Annotated in this window: 17 protein-coding genes; 13 read left to right on the forward strand and 4 right to left on the reverse strand. The window is 42.4% G+C overall.

What is annotated here, in order from left to right; genetic code table 11:
* Positions 1-98: 98 nt before the first annotated feature.
* On the forward strand, positions 99-1,379 hold the full coding sequence (gene glyA / locus Bovatus_RS04435) for a serine hydroxymethyltransferase (RefSeq protein WP_004295787.1): 1,281 nt from the start codon (positions 99-101) through the stop codon (positions 1,377-1,379).
* Positions 1,380-1,717: 338 nt separating this feature from the next.
* Here glyA and Bovatus_RS04440 read toward each other — a convergent pair whose 3' ends face one another.
* Positions 1,718-3,385 (reverse strand): formate--tetrahydrofolate ligase, encoded by a 1,668-nt coding sequence (locus Bovatus_RS04440; protein ID WP_004295785.1) that lies wholly within the window; start codon positions 3,383-3,385, stop codon positions 1,718-1,720.
* Between the two features lie 167 nt (positions 3,386-3,552).
* Between Bovatus_RS04440 and aspT the strand changes: the two genes are divergently transcribed.
* The gene (aspT, locus tag Bovatus_RS04445) at positions 3,553-5,247 is read left to right on the forward strand and encodes an aspartate-alanine antiporter (RefSeq protein ID WP_004295784.1); all 1,695 of its coding nucleotides are present in this window, start codon (positions 3,553-3,555) and stop codon (positions 5,245-5,247) included.
* 22 nt (positions 5,248-5,269) lie between these two features.
* Complete coding sequence (aspD, locus tag Bovatus_RS04450; protein WP_004295783.1) at positions 5,270-6,913, forward strand: aspartate 4-decarboxylase; 1,644 nt, start codon at positions 5,270-5,272, stop codon at positions 6,911-6,913.
* Between the two features lie 175 nt (positions 6,914-7,088).
* Here aspD and Bovatus_RS04455 read toward each other — a convergent pair whose 3' ends face one another.
* Positions 7,089-9,197 (reverse strand): outer membrane beta-barrel family protein, encoded by a 2,109-nt coding sequence (locus Bovatus_RS04455; RefSeq protein ID WP_004295782.1) that lies wholly within the window; start codon positions 9,195-9,197, stop codon positions 7,089-7,091.
* A 132-nt stretch (positions 9,198-9,329) separates the two neighbouring features.
* On the opposite strand from Bovatus_RS04455, the gene Bovatus_RS04460 reads away from it, so the two are divergent.
* The 4 genes from Bovatus_RS04460 to Bovatus_RS04475 all read left to right on the forward strand — a co-directional run bounded on the left by Bovatus_RS04460 (position 9,330) and on the right by Bovatus_RS04475 (position 12,982).
* Positions 9,330-10,847 (forward strand): sensor histidine kinase, encoded by a 1,518-nt coding sequence (locus Bovatus_RS04460; RefSeq protein ID WP_004295781.1) that lies wholly within the window; start codon positions 9,330-9,332, stop codon positions 10,845-10,847.
* A gap of 12 nt (positions 10,848-10,859) precedes the next feature.
* Positions 10,860-11,555, forward strand: a complete 696-nt coding sequence (locus tag Bovatus_RS04465) for a response regulator transcription factor (RefSeq protein ID WP_004295780.1) — start codon at positions 10,860-10,862, stop codon at positions 11,553-11,555.
* A 23-nt stretch (positions 11,556-11,578) separates the two neighbouring features.
* A complete protein-coding gene (locus Bovatus_RS04470; RefSeq protein WP_004295779.1) occupies positions 11,579-12,352 on the forward strand; it encodes a hypothetical protein in 774 nt (257 codons plus the stop codon).
* Between the two features lie 81 nt (positions 12,353-12,433).
* Positions 12,434-12,982 (forward strand): hypothetical protein, encoded by a 549-nt coding sequence (locus tag Bovatus_RS04475; protein WP_004295778.1) that lies wholly within the window; start codon positions 12,434-12,436, stop codon positions 12,980-12,982.
* A gap of 139 nt (positions 12,983-13,121) precedes the next feature.
* Here Bovatus_RS04475 and Bovatus_RS04480 read toward each other — a convergent pair whose 3' ends face one another.
* Positions 13,122-14,129, reverse strand: coding sequence for an SDR family oxidoreductase (locus Bovatus_RS04480; protein WP_004295777.1), 1,008 nt, complete (start codon positions 14,127-14,129; stop codon positions 13,122-13,124).
* A 204-nt stretch (positions 14,130-14,333) separates the two neighbouring features.
* On the opposite strand from Bovatus_RS04480, the gene Bovatus_RS04485 reads away from it, so the two are divergent.
* From Bovatus_RS04485 to Bovatus_RS04495, 3 genes are all read left to right on the forward strand, one after another.
* Positions 14,334-15,236, forward strand: coding sequence for a helix-turn-helix domain-containing protein (locus Bovatus_RS04485; RefSeq protein WP_004295775.1), 903 nt, complete (start codon positions 14,334-14,336; stop codon positions 15,234-15,236).
* 30 nt (positions 15,237-15,266) lie between these two features.
* The gene (locus Bovatus_RS04490) at positions 15,267-16,166 is read left to right on the forward strand and encodes a helix-turn-helix domain-containing protein (protein WP_004295774.1); all 900 of its coding nucleotides are present in this window, start codon (positions 15,267-15,269) and stop codon (positions 16,164-16,166) included.
* A 385-nt stretch (positions 16,167-16,551) separates the two neighbouring features.
* Positions 16,552-17,835: a clostripain-related cysteine peptidase gene (locus Bovatus_RS04495; RefSeq protein ID WP_004295772.1), complete on the forward strand. Its 1,284-nt coding sequence runs from the start codon at positions 16,552-16,554 to the stop codon at positions 17,833-17,835.
* Between the two features lie 272 nt (positions 17,836-18,107).
* On the opposite strand, the gene Bovatus_RS04500 is transcribed toward Bovatus_RS04495, so the two are convergent.
* On the reverse strand, positions 18,108-19,277 hold the full coding sequence (locus tag Bovatus_RS04500; protein WP_004295771.1) for an RtcB family protein: 1,170 nt from the start codon (positions 19,275-19,277) through the stop codon (positions 18,108-18,110).
* A gap of 138 nt (positions 19,278-19,415) precedes the next feature.
* Between Bovatus_RS04500 and Bovatus_RS04505 the strand changes: the two genes are divergently transcribed.
* The 3 genes from Bovatus_RS04505 (at position 19,416) to Bovatus_RS04515 (ending at position 21,625) form a co-directional block, all read left to right on the forward strand.
* Positions 19,416-20,327, forward strand: coding sequence for an SDR family oxidoreductase (locus tag Bovatus_RS04505; RefSeq protein ID WP_004295770.1), 912 nt, complete (start codon positions 19,416-19,418; stop codon positions 20,325-20,327).
* Between the two features lie 402 nt (positions 20,328-20,729).
* Positions 20,730-21,008, forward strand: a complete 279-nt coding sequence (locus tag Bovatus_RS04510; protein WP_004303461.1) for a LysO family transporter — start codon at positions 20,730-20,732, stop codon at positions 21,006-21,008.
* Entirely contained in the window at positions 21,005-21,625 is a 621-nt protein-coding gene (locus tag Bovatus_RS04515; protein WP_004295766.1) for a LysO family transporter, read from the forward strand. The genes Bovatus_RS04510 and Bovatus_RS04515 overlap by 4 nt, the downstream gene beginning before the upstream one ends.
* The last annotated feature ends 27 nt before the right edge of the window (positions 21,626-21,652 follow it).

A 21,652-nucleotide genomic window follows, 5' to 3' on the forward strand; every position in this document is an offset into this window, starting at 1 on the left:
TTTTTCTTGTACTTCCTTCATTCTTTATTTATTTTCATTAACTTTGTGCGCTTAAAATAGGTATCTCGAATTAGAAATTTAATCTTACTTATAAAAGAATGAAAAGAGACGACATCATTTTCGACATCATCGAAAAAGAGCATCAACGTCAGTTGAAAGGAATCGAGCTTATTGCATCAGAAAATTTTGTGAGTGACCAGGTTATGCAGGCAATGGGTTCTTGCCTGACTAACAAGTACGCAGAAGGTTATCCCGGCAAACGTTATTACGGAGGTTGCGAAGTAGTAGACCAAAGCGAACAAATCGCTATCGACCGCCTGAAAGAAATTTTTGGCGCGGAATGGGCAAACGTACAACCACACTCGGGAGCACAAGCTAATGCTGCTGTTTTCCTCGCAGTTCTGAATCCGGGCGACAAATTCATGGGATTAAATCTTGCACACGGCGGACACCTTTCTCATGGCTCACTGGTAAACACTTCCGGTATCATCTATACTCCTTGCGAATATAACCTGAATCAGGAAACTGGACGCGTTGACTACGACCAGATGGAAGAAGTCGCTCTACGTGAGAAACCGAAAATGATTATCGGTGGTGGTTCTGCATACTCTCGTGAATGGGATTACAAACGTATGCGTGAAATCGCCGACAAAGTAGGCGCTATCCTGATGATTGACATGGCTCACCCTGCCGGCCTGATCGCTGCCGGAGTGCTCGAAAATCCGGTTAAATATGCACATATCGTCACTTCTACTACACATAAAACACTTCGCGGACCTCGTGGTGGTGTCATCATGATGGGTAAGGATTTCCCCAATCCGTGGGGAAAGACCACTCCGAAAGGTGAGATCAAGATGATGTCTCAATTACTGGATTCTGCCGTATTCCCAGGGGTTCAAGGCGGACCGTTGGAACATGTAATTGCTGCTAAAGCAGTTGCTTTCGGTGAAATCCTGCAACCTGAATTTAAGGAATATGCTAAACAAGTACAAAAGAACGCTGCTGTACTTGCACAGGCTTTGATTGACCGTGGCTTTACTATCGTTTCCGGTGGTACAGACAACCACTCTATGTTGGTCGACCTGCGTAGCAAATATCCTGAACTGACAGGTAAAGTGGCAGAAAAAGCATTGGTTTCTGCCGATATTACTGTTAACAAGAACATGGTTCCGTTCGACAGCCGTTCAGCTTTCCAGACTTCCGGTATCCGTTTGGGTACTCCTGCTATCACAACTCGTGGTGCAAAAGAAGATTTGATGCTCGAAATTGCTGAAATGATCGAGACTGTATTGTCTAACGTAGAAAATGAGGAAGTTATTGCACAAGTACGTGCACGTGTCAATGAGACAATGAAGAAATATCCTCTTTTTGCTTATTAAAAAACGATTTCAAAGCTAATAGCTTCACTGTTATCAGCTTTATTTCTTATTTATAAGGTCTGCTCTTTGTGAAAGGAGCAGGCTTTTTTTATTTATTAACGGTCCCGCCCGAACCATCTGTCCATATTTTCGTTTTTCTTACTATAAAAGAAATATATGATGTCATATATCACTCATAGCAAGGACGAATTCAACCGTACAGTGTGCAAGAAGAGAAAACAGAAGCGCACTGGACTCTATATACAGTCATCCCCGTCTTTCCACATTTTATTTCATAGGGAAAGACGGGGATTTATTTTACCGGCATCATACCGGAATATTTTTTTGAGGTATATATTTTAGCTCAATCCTTCTATTTCTCCATCCACAATATCGATGTGCAATGCCTGCGGCTCCTTGGGTAATCCCGGCATACGAAGAATTTCTCCGGCAATGGCTACAATCATTTCAGCTCCGTTATTGATAACAATATCTTTAATATGGAACTCGAAGTTGTTTACCGCACCATAAATCTTTGGATCGGCAGAAAATGAATATTGTGTTTTCGCAATACAAACCGGATAATGAGTAATTCCCATTTTCTCGATCAGTTTGATACGGTTGCGGGCAATACTGCTATAAGTAATAACGCTGGCTCCGTAAATATTAGTGGCTACCTTTTCAATCTTCTGCTGTATGCTATCTTCTTCTTTATAAGTGTAGCGTAAAGATTCGGACGGATTGTTCTCTATGGTATCTACTACCAGACGGGCCATATCTACTGCTCCCTCTCCTCCTTCACTGAACGCATTGTTAATGGCGAAACCCACTCCCAACTGTTCGCAATGTTCGCGCAGTAATTCCATTTCTTCATCCGTATCGGATGCAAACTTATTGAAAGCTACGATGATGGTCTGACCGAATGAGCGAAGGTTACGAACGTGTTTGTCGAGATTACGCAATCCTTCTTTCAAGCCTTCCATATTCGGCTCTTTGATACGGTCGAGACTGACACCTCCGTGCATCTTTAATCCTTGTGCCGTAGCGACAATCACCGTGAGACGTGGTTGGAGTCCGCTCTTGCGGCATTTGATATTATAGAATTTTTCTGCACCGAGATCGGCACCGAATCCGGCTTCTGTTATTACATAATCACCGAAAGACATTGCCAATTTAGTGGCCAGAATAGAGTTACAACCATGTGCGATATTAGCAAACGGACCACCATGTACAAAAGCAGCGGTTCCTTCGGTAGTCTGCACTAAATTAGGATGGATAGCATCTTTCAACAACACAGTGATGGCTCCTGCCACTCCCAAATCTTTCACAGTAAAAGGTTGGTCGTCATACGTGAAGCCCAACAGGATATTTTCAATACGGCGACGCAGATCACTCACATCTTTGGAAAGGCAAAGAATTGCCATAATCTCCGAAGCAGGAGTAATATCGAAACCGGACTCTTGGGTAATCCCGTTCGATTTAGGTCCGAGGCCGACAACGATGCTGCGCAACGAACGGTCGTTCACGTCAAGCACTCTCCGCCAAAGAATTTCTTTCAATCCGAAACCTTTTGCCTGGTTCTGATAGAGATAATTATCGAGCAGGGCGGAAATCATGTTATGGGCAGAAGTGATGGCATGAAAATCTCCGGTAAAATGGAGGTTAATTTTGTCCATCGGAAGCACTTGTGCATATCCCCCACCGGCTGCTCCTCCCTTCATTCCGAAACATGGACCGAGAGACGGCTCGCGAAGAGCGACAATCGCATTCTTTCCAATTTTATTCAATCCCAAAGCGAGACCGATAGATACTGTAGTTTTGCCAATGCCCGCTTTGGTTGCTGTGATAGCAGTTACCAGAATGAGATTGCTTTTCTTCACTTTCTCTTCATCAATCAGTTGTTCGGGGATCTTTGCTATGTAGCGGCCATAATTCTCCACTTCCTCACGAGGGATTCCGATACCTTCGGCAACTTGCTTAATCTTCTTCAGCTCAATACTGCGAGCTATTTCTATGTCTGATTTCATACAGAATATGATTAGTTTTATTTTTGAAGGAACAAAAGTATAACAAAAAAGCGAAATAGAGAAATTTAAAGTTCGACGGATATTATATCTCTATTTTTCATAACACAACAAACTCTTTTTACGCTATAACTGTTGTAAATGACATAACCTAAAACAACAACTTAATTATGGAATGGATTATTAATCAACTAAGGGTACATCCTGAACTTGCTATTTTCCTGACGCTCTTTGCCGGGTTCTGGCTTGGCAGACTCAAAATAGGGAAATTCTCCTTGGGGACAGTCACCAGCGTTCTTCTGGTCGGAGTATTGGTCGGACAACTGAATATCACTGTAGATGGTCCGATGAAAGCTGTGTTCTTTCTGCTTTTCTTATTTGCCGTTGGCTATAAGGTAGGTCCGCAGTTTTTCCGCGGATTGAAGAAAGACGGCCTGCCACAAGTGGGATTTGCCGTACTGATGTGTATTGTCAGTCTGGTAGCCCCGTGGATACTGGCCAAAATCATGGGATATCATGTAGGAGAAGCTGCCGGACTGTTGGCAGGCTCACAAACAATATCCGCCGTTATCGGCGTGGCAAGCGATACGATCAACCAGCTGGGAATCAGCGATGCACAGAAAGCCACGTTCATCAATGCAATTCCGGTAGCGTATGCCGTAACTTATATTTTCGGAACGGCCGGTTCGGCGTGGATTCTGGCTTCTCTCGGCCCTAAAATGCTGGGTGGACTGGATAAGGTGAAGGCCGACTGCAAGGAATTGGAGGCTCAAATGGGAACATCGGAAGCTGACGAACCCGGATTTTCCCCGGCTCTTCGTCCGGTTGTGTTCCGTGCTTATAAAATCACCAATGAATGGTTTGACAAAGGAAAGAAAGTCAGTGAACTCGAAGCTTATCTATGTAAAAATGATAAACGGCTGTTTGTAGAACGGATTCGTCAAAAAAGAGTGGTGAAGGAAGTAGATCCGAACCTGATTCTTCATAAGAATGACGAAGTGGTACTTAGCGGACGCCGTGAATTTGTGATTGGAGAAGAAGACTGGATCGGTCCGGAAGTGATTGATGCACAATTACTCGACTTCCCTGCAGAAACTCTTCCTGTAATGGTGACCCACCGGACTTTTGCCGGAGAAACGGTTTCCAAAATCAGGGCGCAGAAGTTTATGCACGGGGTTAGTATCCGGAATATCAAACGTGCCGGAATCAATGTTCCGGTATTGCCTAAAACGATTGTAGATTCGGGAGATATTCTCGAACTTACCGGTCTTAAACATGAAGTGGAAAGTGCTGCCAAACAAATGGGCTATATTGACCGGCCTACCAACCAGACGGATATGATCTTCGTTGGATTGGGTATTTTGCTCGGTGGTCTTTTCGGTGCACTGGCTATTCATCTGGGAGGTGTTCCTATCAGTCTTTCTACCAGTGGCGGCGCATTGATAGCCGGACTTCTGTTCGGTTGGCTACGCAGCAAGCATCCTACTTTCGGAGGTATCCCCGAACCTTCTTTATGGGTATTGAATAATGTAGGACTGAATATGTTTATCGCAGTGGTCGGTATCGCCGCAGGTCCCAGTTTCATTGCCGGATTCAAGGAAGTAGGCGTCAGTCTGTTTATCGTCGGCGCATTGGCAACGGCCATTCCTCTCCTCGCCGGATTGCTGATGGCGAGATACTTGTTCAAATTCCACCCTGCCCTGTCATTGGGATGTACGGCAGGAGCACGTACTACAACAGCTGCATTGGGAGCTATTCAGGATGCAGTGGAAAGCGACACACCGGCATTAGGATATACGGTGACGTATGCAGTCGGCAATACGCTCCTGATTATCTGGGGAGTTGTCATCGTACTACTTATGTAAAACTATATAAATAAATATCATTATGGAAAAGAAAACAAATAACCCTGCCATTACCAAAAGTTATGCCAAGAAAATGGAAACGATCAGCCCGTTCGAGCTGAAAAACAAACTGATCAATATGGCAGATGAAAGTATCAAGAAGATAGCACATACCATGTTGAATGCCGGAAGAGGTAACCCGAACTGGATTGCTACCGAACCACGCGAAGCCTTTTTTCTGCTGGGACAATTCGGCCTTTGCGAATGTCGTCATGCGTTTTCACTGGAAGAAGGAATAGCAGGTATTCCGCAAAAGGCGGGAATTGCTGCCCGTTTCGAGGCTTTCCTGAAAGAAAACGAGAAAGCTCCCGGTGCTAACCTGTTGAAAGAGGGCTATAATTATATGCTGATGGAACATGCTGCCGATCCGGATACGCTTATTCACGAATGGGCGGAATCGGTGATTGGCGACCAGTATCCTGTGCCCGACCGTATTTTACATTTTACGGAGTTAATCGTACAGGATTACCTGGCGCAAGAGATGTGTGACCGCCGTCCGCCGAAAGGAACTTTTGACCTTTTCGCGACTGAAGGAGGTACAGCAGCCATGTGTTATCTGTTCGATTCTTTGCAAGAGAATTTCCTGTTGAACCAGGGGGATGCTATTGCTTTGATGGTTCCTGTGTTCACTCCTTATATAGAAATCCCGGAACTGCGACGCTATCAGTTCGACGTTACCGAAATTTCTGCCGACCAGATGACTCCTGACGGTTTACATACCTGGCAGTATAAGGATGAAGATATAGACAAGCTGAAAGATCCGCGGATCAAAGCGTTGTTTATCACCAATCCGAGCAACCCGCCCAGCTATGCACTTAGCAAAGAGACTACCGAACGTATCATCAACATTGTGAAGAATGATAATCCGAACCTGATGATTATCACGGATGATGTGTACGGAACGTTTATTCCTCATTTCCGTTCATTGATGGCAGAGTTGCCGCACAATACGCTTTGCGTTTATTCGTTCTCCAAATATTTCGGAGCTACAGGATGGAGAACCGCTGTGATCGCTCTACACGAAGACAACATCTACGACAAAATGATTGCCCGCCTGTCGGAGGAGCAGAAATCAATATTAAACAAACGTTATTCCAGCCTTAGCCTGCAACCGGAAAAGATGAAATTTATTGACCGCATGGTGGCTGACAGCCGACAAATTGCGCTGAATCATACTGCAGGGCTTTCCCTGCCCCAACAGATACAGATGAGTTTGTTTGCCCTCTTCTCGCTTTTGGATAAAGAGGACAGTTATAAAGCCAAGATGCAGGAAATTATTCATCGCCGCCTGCATGCATTGTGGGATAATACAGGTTTCACACTGGTAGAAGATCCGCTGCGTGCCGGATATTATTCGGAGATTGATATGCTGGTATGGGCGAAGAAATTCTATGGGGATGACTTCGTTACTTATCTGCAAAAGACCTACAATCCATTGGATGTGGTTTTCCGCCTGGCAAACGAAACTTCACTCGTTCTGTTGAATGGTGGTGGCTTTGCCGGACCGAAATGGAGTGTGCGTGTGTCACTAGCCAATTTGAATGAGGCCGATTATGTGAAAATCGGACAAAGCATCAAGTGTGTGTTGGAAGAATATGCCCAAACATGGAAAGCATCAAAAGAATGAACTAAGTAGTTCATTTTATAAATGAGAATTTAATTCAGACAGAAGAACATAAGAACAAAAAATAAAATAGCAGTTAAATAAACAACAGAAATAATTTTCAAAGCGCAGCATTTATGTTCTTTTGTTCTTATGTCTGAAATTTTTCTCGCTCTTATGTCTAAAAATTAATTAGCGTTTATTTAAAACGGGAGGTATCTACTTCTTCCCTTTTCTTCTCTTTGTATCCCCCAAACTTATAGTTAAACGAAACGCCGAATGTACGGGTGGTCCGCATATAATGGTTCTTTACATTCTGCAATCCGTAGCGAACTTGTGTCGAAACGGTAGAAGTGTTGAATATATCATCACACTTCAAGGTTAGTTGTGCTTTTCCTTTTGCAAAGGTGTAACGAAGTGCCGCATCCAGGTTTCCCGAACGGGGAAGATCGAAAATACCCTGGATGGCTCTATTTTGATAGAATCCGGTCAAAGTGAATTTTAAGTCGGGTTTTGTGGAAAGGGTAAAGGTGTTGTTCATCGTCAACACAAATGTATATAGTTTACGGTCAAACGGGATATCCCAAAAATCACTGTCTTTTTGGCGATAGCGAAAGCCGATGGCTGTAATACGGGAGTCCAGCCATTTTTTTACCTTGAAGGGAACTGTCATCATTAATCCGGCCTGCGATGAAAAATCAAAGTTGAAGAGCTTGTAAATCTCCACCAAACGTTCAGGTGACTGGTAAAGGGTTTGCATTTCGTTGTTTTTTGTATAGCTATAAAAGGCAGAAAAGACGTACTTGCTTTTCAATATATAAGTGAAACTCGTTTCATAGTTCGTTGCAGGTTTAAGATAGGGATTACCTTGAATTTCAGAATAGGCTCCCATGTAAGAAATAGAGTTCTGCACGCTCCAGTATTCAGGATATTCCTTATCACTACTCAATGAGAGTTGCAGGACATGTCCGGCGGCAGGCATATAAGTCAGATTAGCTACCGGATAGAGGCTCCATCCATTCCAGATATCTGTATGATATTGCTCTGCTGCCAGGGAAACATCGGCCGAGAGTTTATCGCCAAAGCTCTTATTCAGTCCTGCATAAACATTCAGGGTTTGTTCGCGACGGCGGGAGGCCATATTATTATCCGGCAGTAAGTGGTCTGTTTCAGGATCGTAATATTTCTGGTAACTATGGTCTAAGGCGGTCGTGTAAGCCATACCATAATTCAATCCCCACCCTTTGCCTAAGGTATGTTCTTGCCCGGCATAAAAACGCCATTGATTGATTTGTTGTTTATCGCGGCTTAAGAAATTCATTGTCTCTGTTCCCATCGTGCTATATAATAATTGGCTGCCGGGAGAATGATAGGATGTAAATGCCACTCCAGCTTTCAGCCCGAAAGGGGTTTGATAATCTAACTTTGCGTTATGGAGCTGGCTGTCTCCCTGTGAATCGGTAACAGAGTTTTGCGCACCGGTAGCTATGGAATAATGTTTGGAATCGGTAAAAGCTGTTGTGTAGACCAGGCTTAACAGATGATCTTCTGCTAGAGAGTAATCCATTCCGAGACGTATCTGATGACTGTTGGTACGGGAAGTCATTATTTCATCCATATCCATCTGATGCGCTGAACCATCGGCTAATGTGTGAAGTGCTTCTTTCTCCGTAATCCTTCGGTCACGATCATAAGAGTAAGAGTAAAGAAGATCTGCAGAGAATTTACGTCCGGAGTACAGAAGACTTCCACGTTCTGCCAAAGATTCGTAGTGATGTTGGTTAAAAGCTGTATAGAGTTCTCCTTGAAGGGAAGATGCTTGTCCTGTGCCGGGTGCTAATATCAGGTTAATCATCGGTCCGCGTACCTGATAGCGTGCCGGAGCGGAATACATCACTTCCGCCTTTTCAATCCGGCTGACAGGAATCGATTTTAATAAAGCATCCAATTGTTCGGCAGACAGAGTGGTCACTTTTCCGTTGATGACAACAGTTACCTCCTGTCCTCCCAACATCAGACTATTATTCATATTTACTATACCCGGAAGATTTTTCACAACATCATAGGCATTATCCACAGGCAGGTTGCCCACCAGTCTCGGCACGTCATACACGAGTTTGCCTTGTTCGGCTTTCACGATAGGGCGTTCACCTATAATCATCACTTCGGGCAGTTCCTGAAACAAACTATCCATATAACCTATATTCTTGATACTGTCGACAGGTTCCTGTGACTGTTGTCCGACTTGTGCTGTAGCGGATATCCACACACATAGAAGAGACATAAATAGTAAATTAATCCGTTTCATTTCGTCTTTATTTTTGGAATACGACAAAATACGGTAGAAAAAATGGAAATTTGCGTTATCACTGGCTTATCTAGTGTTATTTAGTCTTATCAAAGAGAAGAATAAGAATAGTTTCCTATTATCTTTGTCAGTATGAAATTACCACTAAAACATATTGTCATACTGGTTATCTGCTCATTAATCGGAATCTTTGTTTATCAAGCTTATTGGTTGACAGGGCTTTACCGGTCTATGAAGATGGAAATGGAGAGCAATATCAGAGATGCGATGCGGACGAGTGACTTTAACGAGGTCGTGCTCCGGGTAAATGATTTGCAAAAAGATAATGTGGAACACGGTTCGCTGACGGTATCAGCCGGATATGATGCGGACGGCAATTCATTAGTGACTAAACAAACGATTTCTTATACGGATAGTAGCCGTCAGGATACGATACACTCCCGGACAGAAACTACTACGGATACGGTAAAGGCCGTTGGTAACGCTCCGGAAGATTCTACACCTGTTGCAAGTAGCGAGAACGGGCTGGATGTGTTATTGAAAAAGCAAGATTCGCTAAAGGAGCTGTTAATGAGTATTCAGCAGGGTATTCATTCGGGTGTGGACACTTATATAGATGTCAACCTGCAGCGATATGACAGTTTGCTCACCCATGTGATGAAAGAGCATAATCTCTCTATTCCTCATCACACTCTTTTGATTTATACCGGAATCAGTGCCGATTCTTCCATTGTATATACCGATACATTAGGTATTGCGGGAGATAGCAGTTATATTCCCAGTCCCAAGGCAATCCGCTATGACTATGAATTTAATATGCATCACAGCCAACGCTACCAACTGGTGTTCGAGCCGATCAATTCATTGGTGTTAAAGCAGATGACAGGTATTCTGGTCACTTCATTTGTAATTCTTCTGATTCTCGGATTCTCTTTCTGGTTCCTTATCCGGACGCTTCTGAAACAGAAAACGCTGGATGAAATGAAAAGTGATTTTACCAATAATATCACGCACGAATTAAAGACTCCCATTGCCGTAGCCTATGCGGCTAATGACGCATTACTGAACTTTAACCAGGCGGAAGAGAAAAGCAAGCGCGACCAGTATCTACGCATCAGTCAGGAGCAGTTGCAAAGGCTTAGCGGGCTGGTGGAACAGATTTTATCCATGGGAATGGAGCGTCGCAAAACGTTTCGTTTGCATCCGGAGGAAATCAACCTGAAGGAGTTGATTACTCCGCTCATGGAGCAGCACCAGCTAAAAGCGGACAAGCCTGTACATATCGAATTGGATATTCAACCGGAAACGCTTGTCATTGTAGCCGACCGTACGCATTTCAGCAACATCATCAGTAACCTGATAGATAATGCAGTGAAATACTCGAAAGAGGAAGCCGAATTGTCTATTTCCTGCCGACAGACTGGGGGGACAGTAACCGTCAGCGTTACCGACCGGGGAATCGGGATTCCACTTGATAAACAAAAGCACATATTTGATAAATTCTACCGGGTCCCGACGGGTAATCTTCATAATATAAAAGGTTACGGACTAGGACTGTTCTATGTCAAGAGTATGGTCGAAAAACATGGAGGAACTATCACCGTAAAAAGTGAACCGGACAAAGGAAGCACTTTTACCATTACTTTATAAACCCATAAAATCATGAGTAAAAACAAAATTACCGTATTACTGGTAGAAGACGAACAGACGCTCGCCATGATTATCAAGGATACACTTGAAGAAAATGATTTTATCATTCATACGGCGAATGACGGTGAGGAAGGACTAAGCCTTTTCTTCGAACTTCATCCGGATGTACTTGTAGCCGATGTGATGATGCCGAAAATGGATGGCTTTGAAATGGTACGTCGCATCCGCCAGACGGATAAACAGACTCCTGTCTTATTCCTGACTGCCCGTTCGGCCATCAATGATGTGGTGGAGGGGTTTGAACTCGGAGCGAATGATTACCTGAAAAAACCTTTCGGTATACAAGAGCTGATTATCCGAATCAAAGCACTGATGGGAAAGGCTTTTCTCTTCACAGAGAATAAGGTTGCCAATCATTTTGAGATAGGAAGTTATCTGTTTGATCCTGTTGCACAAACTTTATTACACGCAGGAACGAGACAGGAACTCTCTCATCGTGAATCGGAAATCTTGAAACGGCTTTGCGAAAACCGGAATCAGGTGGTCAACACGCAGGATGTCTTGCTCGAACTTTGGGGAGACGACAGTTTTTTCAATTCCCGAAGCTTGCATGTGTTCATTACCAAATTGCGGCATAAACTCTCGCAAGATGAACAGATACGTATTGTCAATGTACGGGGAATCGGTTATAAACTGATTGTCAACTAAACTCTTTAACACCGCAAAGTGCCATGAATAAAAGACAGTTCACAGGATTTATGTTTTTACTTTGTACCTGTACCGCATTTGCGCAACAGGTGGAAGTAAAAAAGGATAGCATCGGCCGTGCGGTTCTTCTGCCACCGGAGCAAAAGCAGCCATTAAATATGGATAAGGAGGGCTTCATCTTACCCGATATGAATATAACGCCGAACGACAGGAAGCCAACCATTCAAACGGATAGCATGACGCTTCATATATCTCCTCCCGAATTTATGGATACTCCCTGGCCTACTCCCAGACTGGGTACTTCTTTCGATCCCTTCAGCCGTGACTATAATCGGTCGGATATTTTCGGGATCAATGCTAACAGCTATTTAAGTACGTATAGTTTGCATAATACGTATCCTACCATGGGGACGCATATTCAGGTAGGTGCCATTTATACGTATGCCCCTAATGAACGATGGGAGCTTTCAGGTGGGCTGTTCAGTGCCAAGTACACAATGCCTTCTTTCCAACATGGTGCCAGAAATGATTTTGGTTTTAGCGGTTCGGCCGCTTACCGGATTAATAAATTTCTGCGTATACGGGCTTTCGGCGAATATTCTGTGAATGGCGAACGAAATGCTTCGCAGGGATATCTCACTCCTATCTATCCGCAAAGCGGTTATGGCATGATGCTTGAAATCAAGTTCAACGATTATATCGAACTCCATGGAGGTATGGAACGCTCATACAACCCGATGAAAAGGAAATGGGAGACGGCTCCTGTCGTTTATCCGGTGATTAAATTGAAAAGATAAGTTTTTTTCTAAGAAAACATAACGGAAGCGGATAGTCAGGTGGAAATTATCTATCTTTGTGGTAAATCAACCTTTACGAAGATGAAAAAACTGATTCTATTTCTTTCGCTGATATTATCGGTCGGTTTTGCATCCGCACAGTCGGAAATTCCTTCCGATAGTATTCGTCGTGCTCCATCTACCAATATCAAAGAGTTTGGTGGTTTTCTGCTGGATATGGGGTTAATGAACGTAGCAACTCCCGAACTTCCCAAGTTTAATTTAGATATGCCTAATATGACGAAAGATTATAATCAGCTCTTTCGTTTAAACACGGATATTACCTATTCTCAAGGATTCACCGACTCTTTTTCTTCGTCTTCTTACTCCGGGTTTGCCGGTTTTGGATACGGATATGGTTGGGGATTGTCTTCTTCTCCACAGTTTATGCAGATGGGATCTTTCAAACTGAAAAACGGAATGAGAATCAATACTTACGGAGATTACAACAAGGATGGCTGGCGGGTGCCTAACCGTAGCGCTATGCCTTGGGAAAGGAATAATTTCCGGGGAGCGTTCGAACTGAAATCTGCCAATGGTAATTTCGGAATACGAATTGAGGTGCAGCAAGGAAGAAATGTTCCTTATTAAATAATAATTAGGCACGGATTACACGTATGTCACGGTCTTTAGGGTTATCATTGCTGAAAAATAACCGCGTTAATCCGTGTAATCCGTGCCTAAAAAATAGCAATTAATTAGTGGCAGGTACTTATTAAAATCAGGAAAATCAGAAGGCTTTGTCTGCCGCACTGATTGCATTGGCTATACGGTCACACCACGAATCAAATTCCGGATCGGGTGTTTGAGTTTCCGGATGAGAAAGCATATAATGTACAGCTTGCCGCAATCCGTCCGCCATAGAGATATGGCATATAAAATCTGGGACGAGCCGCTTTATCTTCGAATTATCGAAAACAACCGTAGCCGCTTTATCTCCTAAGAGTTCCCCCCTGAAATCATAATGATCGCTATGTTTGGCAAGGAAATCGGATGCTACGTGCAATGCGTTCAGAGGTTTGCCTAACGCATCGGCGATTGTCTGGTAAATCTGATTCCAAGTCATACTTTCATCGGTAGTGATATGAAAAGCGTTCCCAATGGCATGTGGATTCGCCATCAGTCCGACATAGCCTTTGGCAAAATCTTTGGAGTGAGTCAGTGTCCACAAAGAGGAGCCATCACCGGGAATAATGACAGGTTTTCCGTCAAGAATCCGTTTGAGAATCTGCCAGTTTCCCTTATCTCCATGTACGGCTACGGGAGGTTTGGTTCCGTTATAGGTATGGCTGGGACGAACGATGGTCACCGGAAAGCCACTTGTCCGGTAGGCTGACATCAATACTTCTTCCGCTTCTATCTTGTTTCTGGAATACTGCCAGTAGGGATTGACCAGAGGGGTGCTTTCGGTAATGCGATAATCGGTTAATGGCTTTTGATAGGCAGAGGCACTGCTGATAAAGATGTATTGCCGCGTTTTATTCTGAAACAGGCGGATATCACGCTTTACGTCTTCTGCCGTATAACCGATGAATTGCGCAACCACATCGTAATGTTCAAGTGCGATGGCTTTTGCCACAGCTTCTTCATCATTAATATCCGCAATGATACTGTGAATTCCTTCCGGCATTTTTTTTGAGCCGCGGTTAAGGAGAGTAATCTCCCACCCTCTCTGTTGCGCCAATGCAACTACATCTGTACTGATAGTACCCGTTCCTCCAATGAATAATGCTTTCATAAAACCTGTTTTTTTATATTCTCCGGAGCAAATATATCAATTCCATGACTTACTTCCAGCAATCATTGCCATTTATTTTTCCGCCCGCAAGTTTATGTAGTATACAGATTACTGATTCTTGTACCCTTATTACTGATTTGAGGTATGAAATAAAAAAGATACCTCCAAATGTTTTATCTTTGTATCAGATTAATAACAAAGCATATGGATGAAATAACAAAAATTGAAACCGTCGATCAGTATGACCAGTTGTTTGGACTGGAGACATTGCACCCTTTAGTTAATGTAATCGACTTCTCAAAAGCTACCAAGTCGGTTGAGTATATCCGTATGAACATCGGATTCTATTGTCTGTTCCTGAAAGATGCCAAATGCGGGGATCTCACATACGGACGTAAGAATTACGATTATCAGGAAGGAACGGTTGTCTGTATGGCACCGGGACAAGTGAGCGGAATAGACAACCGTAACCGAACGGCTCCCCGTACCAAGTCGATTGGGGTTTTATTCCACCCCGATTTAATCCGTGGAACTTCATTAGGACAGAATATCAAAAACTATACTTTTTTCTCTTACGAGGTAAATGAGGCATTGCATCTTTCAGATCAGGAAAGAGAAATCGTAACCGATTGCATACATAAAATCCGGCTCGAACTGGAGCATACTATCGACAAGCATAGCAAGCAACTTATCGTACGGAATATCGAACTGCTATTGGATTACTGTATGCGTTTCTACGAACGGCAGTTCATTACACGCAATCAGGCGAATAAAGATATAGTCGTTAAATTCGAGCAATTACTGGACGAATATTTCCAAAATCAGGTGGCAATGACCGAAGGACTGCCATCCGTGAAATACTTTGCAGACAAGGCATGCCTCTCTCCTAATTATTTCGGGGACCTGATAAAGAAGGAAACCGGAAAAACTGCACAGGAATATATCCAGTGCCGGATTATCGAACTGGCCAAAGAAAGAATACTGGAAGGTGTTCAAACTGTCAGCCAGGTAGCTTATGAACTGGGATTTCAATATCCACAGCACTTCAGTCGGTTATTTAAAAAGCATGTCGGCTGCACCCCGAACGAATATAAACAAAAAAACTAGACGTATTTTAGATACAGGAGTCTCAACATCATGGGAGATAAAGTACTCAAAATAGGAACCGTGCATCAATGCAATTGTTGCCTGGGGAGTAAGACACTACACCCGCTGGTAAGTGTCATCGATCTCTCAAAGGCTGACTTGTCAGCTCATACGGGCATCAAGTTCGACTTTTATACGATTCTATTGAGTGAGTGTAAATGTGAAGCGTATATGTATGGTCACCAGTATTATGATTTTTCGGATGGTACTTTGCTCTTCCTTAGTCCCGGAGAGTCTATCAATATGAAGGAAAACAGTAAGAATTTTCCTTCCAAAGGATGGATATTGGCTTTTCATCCCGATCTGATTTGTGGCACTCCGCTCGGACTTAATATACATAACTATACTTTCTTCTCTTATCTGCCTGAAGAAGCATTACATATATCTTTGCGCGAGAAGCAAATCATTCTGGAGTTTATGGATAAAATAAACCAGGAACTCGAACGTTGCATTGACCGACATAGCAAGAAGATAGTTTCCAAGTATATAGAACTATTGCTGGATTACTGTATCCGTTTCTACGAACGCCAATTCATTACACGTAATGAAGCGAATAAAACGATTATCAAACAATTCGATAAAATCATAAATAACCATTTTGAAACGAAACAGGTACCGACTGTCGATATACTTTCACATAAGTATTGTGCGAACCTGCTTCATTTGTCTCCTGAATATTTCAACGACTTACTGAAGTATGAAACGGGGAAATCATTTAAAGAGTATATCGAGTTCAAACGCTTCGAGATTGCCAAAGATTGGTTGGTGAATACTGATAAAACAATCAATCAGATAACGCAAGAGCTGGGTTTTCAGAATCCACAGTATTTCAGCCGGTTATTTAAGAAAATCACAGGTTGTTCTCCGAATGATTTCAGGATACCTAATTGAAAGTATATGTCAAAGGGATTAGAGGAAGATAAAGCAATCAAAAAGTCTTAATAAAATTTGAATTGGAATATCAAATTCTTAATCTATGTTATGAAACATACTTTTTTTCTTGGAATATTTGCTAATTTCGCAATAGTCCGTATCTTTGCAATGTGTTTTTCATAGTATTAGATTTAAGGTTAACAAAGGTTGGAGCAAGGCGTTGCTCCTTTTTTTATGTCTATACGTAAGCTCTCTCCTTTTTCTTATTCATGATAATATAGGAATTACGCTATTTTTCAATAACTTTGCAAAAAGAGAGATGTCAATTATGTCTCGATAAGACAGATCAAAAGGTTCTCTTTTTACGTTACATATAAAAAGATTATTTAATCCTTGTAGAATAATGGAAACAATGCAACCATATTATCGTCTGATGAAATCAATCCTCTTTGTATTATTTCTTTCTTTTGGCATGATTTCATGTGAGAAAGAGGATCCTGTTTCTACCTCTCCAACTACAAGGCAAACGGATGACTCAACTACTGATCCGACAGATCCCGATCCGACTGATCCTGTTGTTCGTTCGAATAATGAACAGACGGTGTTCATGTATCTACCCTGGTCGAACAATCTCACTTCTTTTTTCTATCAGAACATTGCCGATTTGAAAAGTATCATCGGAAACAATATATTGAAGAATGAACGGGTGATCGTATTTATATGTACATCGGCCACCAAAGCCACTCTCTCCGAACTTGTCTATGAGAATGGCAAAGGTGTACAGAAGACTTTAAAAAACTACGATTATCCGGATCCTACCTATACAACTGCAGAGGGCATCACTTCTATTTTGAACGATGTACAAACCTATGCTCCCGCCAAACGATATGCAATGATTATCGGATGCCACGGAATGGGATGGATACCTGTATCGAGAGCAGTTTCACGCAGCAGCTTGCAGATTAGTAAAAAGCACTGGGAGTATGAACATGCACCGATGACACGTTTTTTTGGAGGAACACAAACGAAATATCAAACTGATATTACTACGCTTGCCGGAGGTATTTCGAACGCGGGCCTAAAGATGGAATATATACTTTTCGATGACTGCTATATGTCTACGGTAGAGGTTGCCTATGACCTTAAAAACGTAACAAGCCACTTGATAGCTTCTACAAGTGAAATAATGGCCTATGGGATGCCATACGACAAGATAGGCCAGTACTTAATCGGAAATATAGATTACGAAAAGGTCTGTGACGGTTTCTATTCTTTTTATTCAAATTATGTGACTCCCTGCGGAACAATCGGTGTTACTGATTGCTCGGAATTGGACAACCTGGCGGCTATTATGAAAGAAATAAATCAGCGTTATACGTTTAACGAAGAATTAACGGGCGAATTACAAAGATTAGACGGATATACGCCTACCATATTCTTTGATTACGGTGATTACGTTTCCAAACTATGTTCCGATCCGGATCTATTAGAACAATTCAACGAGCAGCTGAAACGCACTGTACCCTTTAAAAGGAATACCAAACAGTATTTTACAGCAATCTCTTCCTCCTACTATGGAGAAAGAATTGATATCAATACTTTCTCCGGAATCACGATTTCCGACCCAAGCACTAATCCGGGTGCTTCAAAAAAGAACGAAACAGCGTGGTATATTGCCACTCATTAAATCTACTCTAAGAAGCATACGGTGGTAGAGAGTTGATTCTTCACATGTGGTCTGTCAAATCTCTTAATAAAAATTGAATTGAGAAAACCAATTCTTAATCAATGTTATAAAACATACTTTTTTTCTTGGATTATTTGCTAATTTCGCAATAGTCTGTATCTTTGCATTGTGTTTTTCATAGTATTAGATTTAAGGTTAACAAAGGTTGGAGCAAGGCGTTGCTCCTTTTTTTATGTCCATACGCTAGATACTCCTTTAAACATGGCATGACATTATCCCTTAATCACCGCCATTGGAGCCAGCTCCACCAACGGCTTCACCAAGTCCCGCTCATTCGCTATCACTTGCGCAATATCTTTATAAGCTCCCGGTGCTTCATCCAGTTCGTTCTGCGAACGAAGTCCGTGAATGATACCTTGCTGATCCATTCTCTCCTTCTCTTCATCCAGTGACAAACGGCGACAGGCATCCTTTCTTCCCATTAATCGACCTGCACCATGCGAACAGCTTTTGAAACTCTCCGGATTACCCAGTCCCTCAACAATATAAGACTTGGTACCCATAGATCCGGGGATAATACCGATCTCGCCCTCATAGGCACGCGTAGCACCTTTTCGGTGTACAATCACATCCTGATCGAAGTGATTCTCCCAAGCTGCATAGTTGTGGGCAATATTAATCATAGGATCAAAGTCCGTTTCAGGTTTCACTGCCTGGATGGCTTCACAAATACGAGTCATCATCAACTGACGGTTGGCAAAGGCAAAGGCCACACAGTAATTCATTTCACGGAAATAATCCTTTGCCATCTGTGTCTCCATTGGCAGGTAAGCTAGTCCCGATACCATTTTAGAATACCATTTCTCATTCCAATATTGCGCAATCTTATTATAGTGATTGGCAACCTTCAAACCAATGTTACGGCTTCCGGAGTGAATCATCACCCAAACATCAGACGTTGCGGTATCTTTTTGAATCTCAATAAAGTGATTTCCACCTCCCAGAGTTCCTATCTGCTTCAAACAAGCCTCGTACTGATTCTTCAAAACAGGCATCTCTTCAAAGTCGAATCCTTGCGGAAGCAATTCCTGATCCTGCTTTTTATTCTGATGATCGAATCCCAAAGGAACAACTGCACGAATCTTCGACATAATGGAAGTCAAATCCGTATAACTAAAATCTTCCGCTTTTAGATTCGTCTTAATCGCACACATACCACAACCGATATCCACTCCCACAGCATTGGGAACAATCACGCCATTGGTAGCCAACACACCGCCAATAGGCATTCCTTTTCCCGCATGCGCATCAGGCATGATGGCAATATGTTTAAATGCAAAAGGCAGTGAAGTCAAATCCATAATCTGCGACATACAAGAGTCCTCTACTTCATCCAACCAAAGTTTAGCGGGTAAACGTGTTCCCATAATTACTTTTTCCATACATCTTTTCTTTTATCAATTCATATAAATCTCGTTATCGGGAGCAAAGTAAGAAGGGAAGTACGAAATCTATTTGCGTAGTTGATATTATTTTTTATTTTTGTAGAAATAATCTATAACATCTATATATAGAACCTTATGAAGAAGATATTAATTATCGGCGCCAACGGATTCACCGGACGCCAGATTGTAAATGATTTATCTGCTTGTAAACAATACAAGCTGACGGGCTGCTCCCTGCATCCGGATATTCTTCCCAATAACGCGGAGGATTATCGTTTCATCGAAACAGATATACGGAATGAAGCGGACGTTAGGCATCTCTTCAAAGAGGTTCAACCCGATGTAGTCATTAATTGCTCCGCTCTGTCCGTGCCGGACTATTGCGAAACGCATCATGAAGAAGCCTATCTTACCAATGTTACCGCAGTAGGCCAACTGGCCGATTTATGCGAAGAATACAAAAGCCGGTTCATTCATTTATCTACGGACTTTGTTTTTGATGGAAAGATAAACGAAGCTGCCGGGCTGTTATATACAGAAAAAGACCTCCCTGCCCCGATCAACTACTACGGATATACCAAATGGAAAGGAGAAGAGAGAGTGACAGAAACTTGCAGCAGTTATGCCATTGTCCGTGTAGAAATCGTTTATGGCAAGGCACTACCGGGACAACATGGTAATATTGTACAGCTAGTAATGAACCGTCTGAAAGCCGGACAAGAAATACGTGTCGTATCCGATCAATGGCGGACACCAACCTATGTTGGAGACGTTTCGGATGGAGTGCTACGTTTAATAGAACATACGGCGAATGGCATCTTCCACATCTGTGGCGATGAATGCATGACCATTGCAGAGATTGCCTACCAGGTAGCAGATTATATGAAACTCGACCGTTCTCTTATCCATCCTGCCACCACAGAAAAAATGAATGAAAGCACTCCCCGTCCCCGCTTCAGTGGGATGAGTATTGATAAAGCCCGGACAATGCTCGGATACAGGCCCCAAAAGTTAAAAGAGATTCTTGTGAACTGGGATAAATTATAAGGGAAAGAGCACATAACCAACTTTTTACAACCATCTATCTCGTTCCGGATATTCCTTTCTCTTTATTTATTGCATATTTATTTTGAAAATATGCAATAAATAACTATCTTTGCACCAAATTCAAAAAAGACCAATGATGAATCAAACATTACAATTACATAACGCTACTCTTTTTCTTGCAGGAATACCTATTTTCTGTAAGTCTTGTTGCGTGCATGTGCATTGGTTCAGTGGATTCATCTAAATTTCCCAACTATTTCTTTACAGGAACTACCTGCTGACTTGTTTTGTTAGCCATAGCAGTATTCCTTTCTGATTTTCAAGTAGATGTAATATCTTCTTTGAAAATTCTTTTGTGTGTTGTCAATCATCAGTTTAACCTAACCCAAAATATATACAATTATGTTCTCTATTATATCTACCATGTTTTTAGGAATCGGCATCGGCTATGTATTGCGTAACTGGAGTATTCTACAGAAGACAGAAAAGACAATTTCTCTTACAATATTCCTGTTGCTCTTTATTCTCGGTGTATCTATCGGTTCTAATAGCCTGATTGTGAACAATCTTGGTAAGTTCGGATGGCAAGCCATTGTTCTTGCTGTGTCCGGTGTATTGGGAAGCCTGATTGCTGCCCGTTTGGTACTACAATTATTTTTCAGGAAAGGAGGCGAACAATGAAAGGAAGTCTGATCGTTATAGTATTCTTTTGTGTAGGCTGTATCATGGGAGCTTTCAATAAGTTCGAGTTCGATACGCACACAGTTTCCATGTACATACTTTATGCATTAATGTTACAAGTAGGAATCAGCATCGGTTCCAATAAGAACCTGAAAGCCATTGTTTCACATTTGCACCCTAAAATGTTGCTGATTCCATTGGGAACAATTATCGGTACGCTGTTATTCTCCGCCCTGGCAAGTTTGCTATTGCGTCAATGGAGCGTGTTCGACTGTATGGCAGTGGGAAGTGGATTTGCCTACTATTCACTCTCTTCCATCCTTATCACCCAGTTCAAAGAACCCTCCATCGGACTGCAACTGGCTACGGAACTGGGAACCATTGCCCTACTGACTAATATTTTCCGTGAGATGATGGCACTTCTTGGTACTCCAATCATCAAGAAGTACTTCGGGAAACTCGCTCCTATTTCAGCAGCAGGAGTCAACTCGATGGATGTACTGCTGCCTTCCATCACCAGATATTCAGGAAAAGAAATGATTCCCATCGCCATCCTGCACGGCATTCTGATTGACATCAGCGTTCCCGTTTTCGTTTCTTTCTTCTGTAATCTTTAACCCTGTCCGGGAATAATAACCTTATTT

Source organism: Bacteroides ovatus, assembly GCF_001314995.1.
GTDB classification, from domain to species: Bacteria; Bacteroidota; Bacteroidia; order Bacteroidales; family Bacteroidaceae; genus Bacteroides; species Bacteroides ovatus.